This window comes from Clostridium sp. HV4-5-A1G, assembly GCF_900184915.1.
GTDB classification, from domain to species: domain Bacteria; phylum Bacillota; class Clostridia; order Clostridiales; family Clostridiaceae; genus Clostridium_B; species Clostridium_B aromativorans.
The window spans coordinates 1-12887 of the sequence record NZ_FXYI02000106.1; the positions used below are offsets into that span (position 1 = coordinate 1).

Below are 12887 nucleotides of genomic sequence, written 5' to 3' on the forward strand. Positions count from 1 at the left end.
GTCTTCCTCCGAGATCTACACTTATATCTTCGTCGGCATCGTCAGATGTTTATTATAGACATATATATTATAGAAAATTTTTCAAAATATAGGCTTGAAAATATTATGAATTTTATAAGTAAAGTTATAAAAGATAGAAGGGGCATAGAAGATATATGTTATATAGTAATTAAAAATAGCAAGATGCCTAAAGTGCTGTTTTTACCATCAGGTAAGGGAAAAAAATTAAAATATATGCTAAATAGAATACAAAATTTGTATTTTAAGTGCACTTATGAATTCTATAATGATTCTGGAAATAAACAAAAAGAAATTTTGAAGAGAGATCTTCAGATAAAGAGAAATAATTTGATAAATAAAGTTGTGGAGATGTGCGAAAGTGAAGGGTTTAGCTTAAAAATTACCGAAGGTGGATTTAGCTTTATTCCCCTAAAGGAAAATGGGAAACCAATGAACGAAGAGGAATATGATATGTTAAAATTAAAGGACAAGGAAGAAATACTGCATAAGGTGGATTTACTCAAAAGTAATACGGAAGAGATACTGGAAAAATTGAAGGTCATTGAACTCGGTCAGATTGAAAGAATCAAACTCCTTATAGGTGAATATTATGCAGAAATGACAAAGAAAATTAAAAAAGAGTATTCAGAAATGTTTAATAAAAACGGAGGGGCTTTAAAATTTTTAGATAAAGTGTGCAGCAATATAGAAAATGAAATAAAAGATATTTATTCTATAAATTATGAAGATGACAAGGAAAATATAATGAGGATAATTTATAGATATTCAGTAAATGTATTGGTGGATAACAGTGATAGGGATAGACCTCCAATAATATTTGAAGAAGATCCGAGTATTGGCAATTTACTTGGAAGTATAGAATATGAAAATAAGAATGGAAATTATATTACAGATGTCAGTCTTATTACTCCAGGATCGATTTTAAAAGCTAATGGAGGATGTCTAATACTTCGGGTAAGTGATCTTTTAAATAATAAGGGGGCCTATTATTATCTAAAAAAATCCATTATAAGCGGTAGAGTTGATTTAAACTACAATAGAGGGTATTTGGAATTATTGTCTTTAAGTGGATTAAAACCAGAACCTATAAAGTTTAGTGAAAGGATAATACTTATAGGGGACTATAAAACCTACGATTTATTGTATAAATATGATGAAGATTTTAAAAATATGTTTAAATTAAAGGGAGAGCACAGATCCCTTTTAAAGATAGACAAGGATACAAAGGCAATATTTCTGGAAAAAGTTTTTTCAATATATAAGAACAATGGACTTCATCCCATTAATGAGAGTGCAATAAGAGAACTTGCCAAGGTATTATCGAAAGAGGCTGAAGATAGAAATAAATTGTTTATGGATGACTATGAGCTGGAGAGAATTTTGATGCTTTCCGACAATAGAGTTTCTGAAGCGGGAAAAGAGGTTATTGATAAAAGTGATATTCTAGATGTGGTTTATGAGGAGGAACTGGTAGAAAAGCAGATAGATGACATGTATAGAGAAGGACAGATATATATAGATGTAAAGGAAAAGGTAGTGGGTCAGGTAAATGCACTTTCTATAATAAGCACAGGTTACTTCAGCCTGGGCAAACCTGTGAAGATAACCTGTACTTGCCTGCAGGGCAGTGGAAACATTGTGGATATTCAAAAAGAAAGTGATTTAAGCGGCAAAATTCACAATAAATCAGTAAATATTTTAAACGGATGCATAAAAAAATTAATAGGTGGCTATGGCAAAGTCCCTGTGGATTTTTATCTTAGTTTTGAACAGACATATGGTAAAATAGATGGCGACAGTGCTTCTGTAGCAGAAGTTTTAAGCATTATTTCTGCCCTTACTAAAGTTGGGATTAAACAAAATATAGCGGTAACAGGTTCTATAAATCAATTTGGAGAAGTACAGCCCATAGGGGGTGTAAATGAAAAAATAGAGGGATTTTTTAAAATATGCAAAATACTGGATAATACAATTGGAAAGGGAGTCCTAATACCCTGGGCAAATACCAGGGGGCTGGTACTAAAGGATGAAGTGGAACAGGAAATAATGAAAGATAATTTTCATATTTATTATATGCACAATTTAAAAGATGCAGTGGAAATCCTTATGGAAACAGATTATGATGATGTGATTTTGGAAGCCAAGAGAGAATTGAAAAAATATCTGTCTGGAAAAGAAAAACGAAAAAACAGCTGATGAAAAATGCAGTAGGTTTACAAGAGTAAATCTACTGCAAATATTTTAGCTGGGTTAATTTGTCAGACGTTAAATCTAAAATTCACTACGTCTCCATCCTGCATCACATAATCCTTACCTTCCAGTCTGTAATAGCCTTTCTCTTTTGCGGCAGCTTCTGAACCACATTCTATGAGTTTATCGTAGGATATGATCTCAGCTCTTATAAAGCCCTTTTGTATATCCGTGTGTATTTTACCGGCAGCTTCAGGAGCTTTTGTACCCTGTTTTATAGTCCAGGCCCTTACTTCTTTTTCACCAGCAGTTAAAAAGCTTATAAGTCCTAGAAGTTTGTAGCTGGCATTTATCAGTTTATCAAGTCCAGCTTCCTCTAGACCGTATTCTTTTAACATTTCTGATTTCTCATCTTCCTCCAGGGTGGAGAGTTCCTCTTCTATTTTTGCAGATATAATGACTACCTGCGAACTTTCATTTTTTGCATATTCTTTTACTTTTTTTACGAATTTATTTTCTGCATTTCCAGAAGTCAAATCCTCTTCTGAAATATTGGCTACATAAAGTACCGGTTTGGTAGTGAGCAAAAAAAATCCCTTTACAAGTTCAGCCTCATCTTCGGTCAATTTCATAGTCCGTACAGGTTTACCTTCCTCTAAATGTTTTTTTATTTTTAACATGAAAGCATATTGTGTTTTGGATTCTTTATCTCCACCTTTAGCTAGTTTGGATATTTTTTCTATTCTCCTGTCCATAACTTCTATATCTGAAAATATGAGTTCTAAGTTTACAGTTTCAATATCTCTTATAGGATCCACACTGCCATCTACATGAACCACATTTTCATCTTCAAAGCATCTCACTACGTGAACTATGGCTTCAACTTCTCTTATATGGGATAAAAATTTATTTCCAAGGCCTTCACCTTTGCTGGCGCCCTTTACCAGTCCTGCTATATCATAGAATTCAATAGCCGTGTAGACCTTTTTTTTCGAATTATACATTTTTTCAAGTACGTCCAGTCTTCTGTCCGGCACACTAACTACTCCTATATTTGGCTCTATGGTGCAAAATGGATAGTTAGCAGATTCTGCACCTGCTTTTGTTATTGCATTGAATAGAGTACTTTTCCCCACATTTGGCAGTCCTACAATTCCAAGTTTCATCTATGTACATTCCCTTCCTAAAATTATAATTGACTAAATATAAAATCCTTTCTAAATTATACTCTACAGAAAATATTATTTCAATGAAAGAGACAGCCTATAGATTAAATTACTCTATACTTAATGGAATATTTTTCAAAAAAATGCGGTAAAATTTTGTGAAAATCTACAATTTAATAGATTTAAAAAATATATTAAAATTGCGTAAAAAAGAAGGAATTTTAATGTTAATATAGAAATAGATAATTGGTGGTTTGAAGTGGTTTAAAGTGGAGTAAAATAACAGTGAGAGGTGCAGTGATGTTTTTAGGTGAGTATGAACATGCTCTAGACGGTAAGAAGAGAATAATTATACCTTCTAAGTTTAGGGAAGAATTAGGGCCAAAGTTCATATTGACTAAGGGTTTAGACGGTTGTCTCTATGCTTTTCCACTTTGTGAATGGCATGTGTTGGAGGAAAAATTAAAAAGCCTTCCATTTACCAATAAAAACGCCAGGGCTTTTGTGAGGTTTTTTTTCTCCGGTGCGAATGAAATGGAACCTGATAAACAGGGAAGAATTGTCATGCCGCAGCCCCTTTTGGAATATGCAAGTATAAATAGGGAAATAGTGAGCATAGGGGTATCAAATAGAATAGAGATATGGAGTAGAGAAGGCTGGCAGGAATACAATAATTCCAATATAGACTTTGACAACATAGCAGAGCAGCTAAGTGAACTTGGAATATAGCAGGAAGTGGAGGACATATTTTATGAAATTTAGGCATGTACCTGTACTTTTACAGGAAACTATAGATAGTTTAAATATTAAAGAAAATGGAATTTATGTGGATTGTACATTGGGAGGAGGGGGACATTCAAAAGAGATATTAAAGAGGGTATCTGAAAATGGAAAACTTATAGGAATTGATGAGGATATTTCAGCAATTAAAGCTGCAAAAGAAAATCTTAAGGAATTTAAAAATGTGACTTATGTTTGCAGCAATTTTTATTATATAAAAGAGATTTTAAGTGAACTTAAGGTAAATAGTGTAGATGGGATACTTATGGATCTAGGAGTTTCCTCTTATCAGCTGGATAATCCAGAGAGGGGATTTAGCTATATGAAGGATGCCCCGCTGGATATGAGGATGAATAGAGATAGCTCTCTTTCTGCCTATGAAGTGGTAAATGGATATGAAAGAGAAGAACTTTATAGAGTTTTGAAAGACTATGGTGAAGAGAAATTTGCCAATAGGATAGCAGATTTTATAGTGAGGGAAAGGGAAAAGAATCCGATAAATACGACTCTGGAGCTTGTGAATATAATAAAGAGGGCCGTACCTTTAAAATTTCAAAGAGATGGTCATCCGGCAAAGAGAACCTTTCAAGGTATACGTATAGAGGTTAATAAAGAGCTTAAGATACTTGATAGGGCGTTGGAGGACAGTGTGGAGAAACTGAAGGCAGGAGGAAGAATATCGGTTATAACTTTTCACTCACTGGAGGACAGGATAGTGAAATCTAAATTCAGGAATCTGGAAAACCCATGCACATGCCCGCCAAATTTTCCAATTTGTGTGTGCAATAAAAAACCTGTTGTAAAGATTATAAATAAGAAACCAATAATACCTGCACAGGAGGAAAAAGAAAAAAATCCGAGGAGTAAGAGTTCTAAATTGAGAACAGCTGAAAAAATTTAGTTCTAAAGTTTATGTGGGGTGAATAAAGTGATAGTGATGAATGAAGAAAATATAATAAATGGCAACGCTGCACTACAGCCAGAATATAAACCTTATAGAAAACATAGCAATAAGATACATAAAAAGAAGGATGTAAATAGACAGGCAAAGGTAAAAAAGAAACTTAAAGTGATTTTAAATATCTGTGTGTTTTTTGTAGTTGGGTTAACTCTCATATATAGATATTCGATAATATATAATATGCAAACTGAGTTGAATTCGGTGGAAAGTAATATAAGTGATATTAATAGACAGAATGAAAATTTAACAGTAGAATTGGTGAAATACAATAATTTAAAATACATAGAGGAAAATGCAATGAATAAACTCAAAATGGTGGTACCGAATAAACAAAATGCAGTTTATATAAATTTAGATAAGCCGATTATAAAAGCCCAGAAAGATGTGAATGGTATAGAAACACAAAAAGGTATGTTAAATAAGTTGAAGCAATTAATATGGAGGTAAATTAATTTGTATAAAAGGGAATATAGGGACAGGGTTATTATCAGAAAAAGAATGATAATTACTTTTAGTTTCCTATTTTTAACTTTCTTTTTATTGGTGTGCAGGATGGGATATGTAATGATATATAAATCACCACAACTTAAGGCTATGGCTATAGCTCAATGGACAAGCGATGTAAAGATTGATGCGAAGCGTGGAAAAATTCTGGATAGAAACGGAAATGAATTAGCTGTAAGTGCTAATGTATATAGAATTGATCTGGACATGAATACTCTTAAGGAAACTATGGAAGAGAAAAAGATATCTGAGGATAAATTGGCGGGTGAACTTGCAAGTATTCTTTCTATGGATAAAAGCGATGTGTCTAAAATTTTAAATAAGACGCTGCCCGGGGGACTTCCCATTGGCTCCGCAACTTTAAAACGGAGAGTGGAAAAGGATGCGGCGGATAAAGTGAGGAATTTGAATTTAAATGGTATACTGATATCTTCGGATACTAAGAGATATTACCCCAATAACAATTTTTTGTCCCAGGTAATGGGACACACTAATTCGGATGGAGTGGGATTAACGGGGGTAGAACTCTATTATAATAAGGAATTGGCCGGAACTCCTGGCAGTAGAATTGCGGAACTGGATAGGAAAAGTCAGGAGCTGCCCTACACTATTTCCGAATTTACAAAACCTGTAGATGGAAAAGATGTAGTCCTTACTATAGATGAGATGATCCAGCATTTTGCAGAAAAGTCGGCCCAGCAGGCTCTTAACGATTATAAGGCAAAGGCAGTTTCTATAGTGGTGATGAATCCTAAAAATGGAGAGATACTGGCTATGGCAAACAAGCCTGATTATAATCCAAATGATCCATGGATAAAGGGTGAATCCTATGATGAACTACAAAAAACCTGGAGAAACAGGGCGGTCAGTGATACTTTTGAGCCAGGCTCCATATTCAAGGTGGTAACTGCCCAGACTGCGCTGGAAACCAATTCTGTGAGCCCGAATGACACTTTCGTATGTAATGGAAGTATAACCATAGGCAAGAGAACCATACACTGCTGGAAAAGTTCAGGGCATGGAGTACAAAATTTAGAGGAAATACTAAAAAATTCCTGCAATGTGGGTTTTGCAGAGCTTGGAAAGAAAATAGGGAAAGAAAAGTTAAATGATTATATACACAAATTTGGATTTGGACAAAAGACCGGTATAGACCTACCTGGTGAAGCAAAGGGAATAGTAAAGAAAACACAGGATATTAGTGATATAGATCTTGCAACCATTTCATTTGGCCAGGCCAATACGGTAACTGCAGTTCAATATTTAAGGGCTTTTAATGCAGTGGCAAATGGTGGAAATCTAATTACTCCCCATGTTATGAAAAAAATAGAGCATTATGATGAAAACAGCGGCATGGAAATTACAGATAAAACCTATGATGTTAAAGGTAATACCACGAAAATATTGGATTCAAGTAAAGCAGCCCAGCTCAGGGGATACCTGGAAAAGGTTGTTTCAGACGGAGGAGGTAAAAATGCATTCATAGCCGGCTACCATATAGCTGGTAAAACTGGAACTGCACAAAAAGCTGGAGTTGGAGGATATCAGCCGGGGAAATACGTATCCTCTTTTGTGGGAATGGCGCCGGCAAGTGATCCCAAAATAACAGTGCTGGTATCTGTAGATGAGCCGGATCCATCTAATTACTATGCTGCACAGACAGCTGCACCGACGGCAAAACAGGTTTTTACAGACTTATTTAATTATCTTGCAATAAAGGGTGATGTAGTGCCGCAGGATACAACTCAAAGCAGTGCTCAAAATACTTATGATGTCAATCAGGATGATTAAGTTTTGCTTTACATGCAGCATCTTAGAAATTATAATAAAATAGATCAAGTGGTGAAAATTAATGTAGGGCATGCGATATTATTATAATGAGAATATTGCATGCCAATGCTATGTGTAAAACATATGCATTTTGTATATAATTTGTAACTAGGGAGTTGATATTATGAATTTAAAAAAGTTATTGGACAATGTGGAATATAAAATTATCAGGGGAAATAATGATTTGGACATAAGGGAGATACAGTATGATTCAAGAAAAATAGAAAAAGGGGATGTTTTTGTATGCATTCGTGGATATGTTACTGACGGCCATAGATATATAGGCAATGCCTGTAAGAATGGAGCTTCGGCAGTAGTGTTGAGTGAAGATGTAGAATCTATGCCCCAATGTACTGTAATAAAGGTAAAAGACACCAGAAAGGCACTTGCGCTTATGGCCTCCAATTACTATGGAAATCCTTCAAAAAAAATGAAAATAATAGGGGTGACAGGTACAAATGGCAAGACCACATCCACCTTTATGGTGAAATCCATACTGGAAGCTGCAGGTTATAAGGTAGGTCTTATAGGAACTATTTCCAATTATATAGGAGATAAAAAAATACCTTCTCATAGAACTACTCCGGAATCTCTGGAACTTCAGAAATTGTTTGGACAGATGGTGAAAGAGTCCGTTGATTACTGTGTTATGGAAACCTCTTCTCATTCACTCTATCTGGATAGGACATATGGAGTCAAATTCTGTGAGGCAATATTTACAAATTTAACAAGAGATCACCTTGACTTTCATAAAACCTTTGAAAATTATTATAGGGCAAAGTTGATTCTGTTTCAAAATGCATTCAATTCCATAATAAATGTTGATGACAGTTATGGCGAGAGAGTATACAGGGATGCTCCGGGACATAAAGTGACCTATGCCATAGACAGGCAGGCTGATGTACGTGGCAGTAATTTGAATGTACATTCAAGGGGAATAAACTTTAATGTCAGTTATGAAGGAAGTACAGAGTCTGTAAATTTAAATATACCAGGCAAATACAATGCCATGAATGCCCTGGGAAGTGCAGCAGCTTGTTTGTGTGAGGGGATAGATCTGGGTACTGTGAAAAAAGGACTTGAGTCCATGGAAGCTGTACCGGGAAGGTGTGAAATAGTTACCAAACCCTATGATCTGGGATATGAGGTTGTAGTGGATTTTGCCCATACTCCCGATGGACTGGAGAATATACTGAAAACCGCCAGAGAATTTACTGCGGGAAAGCTTATATGTGTATTTGGATGCGGTGGTGACAGGGACAATACCAAAAGGCCAATAATGGGTAAAATAGGTACGGAACTCTCTGATTTTGCAGTTATAACTTCGGATAATCCCAGAACAGAAGAGCCTATGTCCATAATAGATGAAATATTGTCTGGAGTAAAAAAGAACAATTATACTGTTATTGAAAACAGGAGAGAGGCAATAAAAGAAGCCATGAAGATGGCGGGTAAGGGAGATGTGGTCGTTATAGCAGGAAAGGGACATGAAACTTATCAGATTCTTAAAGGCAAGACCATACATTTTGATGAAAGAGAAGTAGTGGCAGATATTGTAAGAGAATTGACGATTGGCGATTGACAGTGCACAACTGCAATGGTAAATCGTTAACTGTGAACTGTGCATTGTGAATTGAAAAAGGGAGGTGTCAATTTTGGAGTACATGGGTTTTGACGAAATAGTAAATGCTGTAGGGGGGAAAATAATATTAAATGGAAAATACAGCGGATATAAAAATGTATGTACGGATACGAGAAAATTGGAGCGTGGAGATATATTTATTGCTCTAAGGGGAGAAAAATTTAATGGAAATGACTATGTGGGTGAGGCTAGCAAAAGGGGAGCTTCTATCTGCATGGTAGATGAAATAAAATTTAATAAAGATGAAATAAGTGAATGTACAGCTATAATTTGGGTAAGAGATGGCAATAAAGCTCTTCTGGATTTAGCTGAACTCTATAGAAGCAAACTGCATGTGAAGATAATAGGGGTGACGGGATCTGCAGGTAAGACTACCACTAAGAATATGATTGCAGATGTGTTGAATGCTAAATTTAAAGTGTTTAAAACAGAAGGTAATTTTAACAACCAAATAGGACTGCCCCATATGTTGTTTAAACTGGATAATAGCTATGAAGTTGCAGTACTGGAGATGGGTATGAACAGTAGAGGAGAAATACATAACATGGCTAAGGCTGCACGGCCGGATATTGCAGTTATAACTAATGTGCTCAGGGCGCATATAGGAATTTTAGGCAGCAGAGAAAATATACTGAAGGCAAAACTGGAAATAACGGATTTCTTTGCGAAAAATAATATATTGGTAATAAATTCTGACAATGATCTTCTTGGAAAATTAAAGGAAGAAAAATTTGTCATAAAAAGAGTGGGAGTGGAAAAACCTGCAGATATTTCTGCCTATGATACGATGATAAATGAGGATTCTATTGAATTTAAAGTGTGTGAGAATAAAATCAAGACAGGAGAAACTTTTAAGATAAATTTACCGGGGAAATACAATATATTGAATTCAATGCTGGCAGTTGCCTGTGGAAGGCTTTTAAACATGACTTATGATGAAATAAGGAGTGGATTTGAAAATGTTGAGACTGCTTCCCTCAGGATGGAGATATTCAGAGGTAAAAAATTCAATGTGATAGATGACAGCTATAATGCAAATCCTGAATCCATGGAAGCTGCACTGGATGTCCTGAAAAATTTTAAATCCAACAGGAAGATAGTGGTGTTTGGGACAATGGGAGAGATGGGGGAAGAATCCCGCAGGGTACATGAGGAAGTTGGAAGATATGCAGCAAAAAGCGGTGTAGATCTTTTTATAGCTTTAGGAGAACACGGAGAGGATTTTAAAAGAGGCTTCGATGCTGTAAATAGAGATGGAAAATTTATGATTTTTGATAGAGGAGAAGAGGTTCTCAATTTCCTTTTGAATAAATATATTAAAATAGGAGATACCGTACTTGTAAAAGCTTCCAGACTTATGAAGTTTGAAGTCATAGCAGAAGCACTAAAGAAGAGCAGCAGTTGTTAGGAGGTGAAGATCCTATTAATTTAGGATTAATACGATTATGAATAAATTGATATATTCTGTTCTCATAGCATTTTTAATAGCAATTTTAGAAGGACCAATTTTAATACCGATTTTACATAAGTTTAAATTTGGACAGAGCATAAGGGAAGATGGACCCAAGAGCCATCTAAAAAAAGCGGGAACACCAACCATGGGTGGAATAATATTTATACTGGCGACCTTCATAACCATGGCGATTTTAGTGAAAAATCCTTCAGATGAGGCAATGGTAGCTCTATATGCCTTTGTCGCTTTTGGAATAATTGGAGCCATTGATGATATCCTAAAAATAGTCAGAAGGAGAAACTTAGGTCTTAGAGCTTATCAGAAAATGATATTGTTACTGATTACATCAGGGGTATTTGCCTGTTATTCTGCAGGCAATCCATATATAGGTACATCTATAATAATACCTTTTGCACATGAGACCTGGGATCTTGGAAAATTTTATATTCCCTTTATAATAGTATATTTTGCAGCTACTACAAATGCTGTGAATTTAACTGATGGTCTTGATGGCCTGGCTACTTCCGTTACACTGCTGGTAATGACTTTTCTGGCATTGGTGAGCTTTGCTATGGGTCACATTACATTGGCTGCTTTTTGTGCAGTACTGGCTGGAGCTCTTTTAGGGTTTTTGAGATATAATGCTTTTCCAGCAAGGATTTTTATGGGGGATACAGGTTCTCTGGCACTGGGAGGTGCAGTGGCGGCAGTGGCTATGATATTAAAACTTCCGTTATTGGTTATAATAATTGGTGGAATATATGTGTTGGAGGCATTGTCTGTCATACTTCAGGTGATTTCCTTCAAGCTTACTGGCAAAAGAATTTTTAAAATGGCACCCATACATCATCATTTTGAACTTTCAGGCTGGCATGAAACTAAAGTTGTTTCTATATTTTGTATAGTTACAGTGATATTATGTTTATTTGGATTTTTATCCCTATAGTTAAGAACCGCCTCATCCAGGCGCATAGCAGTGCTTATCTCCAACTTTAGGAAGCTGGGGGTATTAGCAATGGTAACGTTCGGATAACTCTTGTCAGCCTCAGCAGTAATAATTAGGAGGATTTTTATGAAAATTAGCAAGTCAAAGACTAAAATGGGTTCTATAGACTTTATACTGTTCTCAACTATAATGCTATTGGTGGCCATTGGAGTGGTAATGGTCTATAGTGCCAGTTCTTACAAGGCATTTTTTGATAAAAGCACACAAGATAGTATGTTCTTTTTAAAAAGACAGGGGTTATGGGCGATAATAGGGACATTTTTTATGTTTCTCACTATAAAATTTGACTATAAAAATATAAAGAAGTATACAAAACTGCTTATGATAATATCCGTAATATGTTTACTTGCGGTATTTGCCTTTGAGTCCACAAAAGGTGCCCAGAGATGGATAAGAGTAGGTTCTGTTGGATTCCAGCCTTCTGAAATAGCTAAATACATTGTGGTATTGTATATGGCTAAAAGTATAGAGGTGAAAGGCGGAAGAAAAATAGGAACTCTGCTCTATGGAGTTATACCCTATCTATTGGTTTCAGGGTTTTATGCGGGCCTTGTATTTGCAGAGAAAAATTTGAGTATAGCTGCTGTAATAATGATAGTTACGATGATAGTCCTCTATGTTTCTGGAGCCAGAATTACCCATATGATCGGTGTAGTGGGACTGGTGATCCTTGCAGGAATAGCTGGAATAATATTTGAGCCTTATAGAATGGCCAGGTTTACAAGTTTTCTGAATCCCTGGGCTGATCCTAAAGGTAATGGATATCAGCTTATTCAATCTCTTTTAGCCATGGGTTCTGGAGGAATATGGGGAGTAGGATTGGGGAGATCAAGGCAGAAGTGCTATTACATACCTGAACCCCATAATGATTTTATATTTTCTATCATAGGAGAGGAACTGGGACTAATAGGTTGTACAATTATTGTTGCACTGTTTATAGTAATTGTGTGGAGAGGGATTGTGACTGCCATAAAGGCAAAAGATACCTATGGTACACTTCTAGCTACTGGAATAACCTCTGTTATTGCAGTACAGGCAATAATAAATATAGCAGTTGTAACTGGATCCATGCCAGTAACAGGTGTGCCGCTGCCTTTTATAAGCTATGGTGGATCTTCTCTTGTAATAAATATGGTAGCCATGGGCATACTTCTGAATATATCAAGGCAAAGTGAATATGGATAAAACATAGCATTGCAAAATTGTAATGCTATGTTTATGTAAAAAGCCTTATCTGAATCTGATATTTGAACTTTTTTTAATATTGCTGTAAGAAAAAATATATAAAAAATTAATGATTAATTTAATGAAATTAATTTTATTAAGTGTTAATA

At 35.4% G+C, this 12887-nt stretch carries 10 protein-coding genes; 9 read left to right on the top strand and 1 reads right to left on the bottom strand.

All coding sequences use genetic code 11. From position 1 onward, the window contains the following. The first annotated feature begins 105 nt into the window (after window positions 1-105). Window positions 106-2217 carry an AAA family ATPase gene (locus tag J5G60_RS11760; RefSeq protein WP_236035280.1) on the top strand — a complete coding sequence of 704 codons (2112 nt, stop codon included), beginning with the start codon at window positions 106-108 and terminating at the stop codon, window positions 2215-2217. A 62-nt stretch (window positions 2218-2279) separates the two neighbouring features. Here J5G60_RS11760 and ychF read toward each other — a convergent pair whose 3' ends face one another. Further along, window positions 2280-3377, bottom strand: a complete 1098-nt coding sequence (gene ychF, locus J5G60_RS11765; protein ID WP_150358410.1) for a redox-regulated ATPase YchF — start codon at window positions 3375-3377, stop codon at window positions 2280-2282. Window positions 3378-3677: 300 nt separating this feature from the next. Here ychF and mraZ point away from each other — a divergent pair, with 300 nt between their 5' ends. The 8 genes from mraZ (at window position 3678) to spoVE (ending at window position 12738) form a co-directional block, all read left to right on the top strand. Beyond that, a complete protein-coding gene (gene mraZ / locus J5G60_RS11770; protein ID WP_150358418.1) occupies window positions 3678-4106 on the top strand; it encodes a division/cell wall cluster transcriptional repressor MraZ in 429 nt (142 codons plus the stop codon). Between the two features lie 22 nt (window positions 4107-4128). Further along, on the top strand, window positions 4129-5058 hold the full coding sequence (gene rsmH / locus J5G60_RS11775) for a 16S rRNA (cytosine(1402)-N(4))-methyltransferase RsmH (protein WP_150358411.1): 930 nt from the start codon (window positions 4129-4131) through the stop codon (window positions 5056-5058). Between the two features lie 36 nt (window positions 5059-5094). Beyond that, the gene (locus J5G60_RS11780; RefSeq protein WP_179978262.1) at window positions 5095-5565 is read left to right on the top strand and encodes a cell division protein FtsL; all 471 of its coding nucleotides are present in this window, start codon (window positions 5095-5097) and stop codon (window positions 5563-5565) included. Window positions 5566-5571: 6 nt separating this feature from the next. Next, window positions 5572-7413 carry a stage V sporulation protein D gene (locus tag J5G60_RS11785; RefSeq protein WP_150358413.1) on the top strand — a complete coding sequence of 614 codons (1842 nt, stop codon included), beginning with the start codon at window positions 5572-5574 and terminating at the stop codon, window positions 7411-7413. Between the two features lie 163 nt (window positions 7414-7576). Next, window positions 7577-9034, top strand: a complete 1458-nt coding sequence (locus J5G60_RS11790) for a UDP-N-acetylmuramoyl-L-alanyl-D-glutamate--2,6-diaminopimelate ligase (RefSeq protein ID WP_150358414.1) — start codon at window positions 7577-7579, stop codon at window positions 9032-9034. A 73-nt stretch (window positions 9035-9107) separates the two neighbouring features. After that, window positions 9108-10502, top strand: a complete 1395-nt coding sequence (locus tag J5G60_RS11795; protein WP_150358415.1) for a UDP-N-acetylmuramoyl-tripeptide--D-alanyl-D-alanine ligase — start codon at window positions 9108-9110, stop codon at window positions 10500-10502. A 37-nt stretch (window positions 10503-10539) separates the two neighbouring features. Then, window positions 10540-11493, top strand: coding sequence for a phospho-N-acetylmuramoyl-pentapeptide-transferase (gene mraY / locus J5G60_RS11800; RefSeq protein ID WP_150358416.1), 954 nt, complete (start codon window positions 10540-10542; stop codon window positions 11491-11493). 132 nt (window positions 11494-11625) lie between these two features. Continuing rightward, complete coding sequence (spoVE, locus tag J5G60_RS11805) at window positions 11626-12738, top strand: stage V sporulation protein E (protein ID WP_179978263.1); 1113 nt, start codon at window positions 11626-11628, stop codon at window positions 12736-12738. Window positions 12739-12887: the final 149 nt, after the last annotated feature.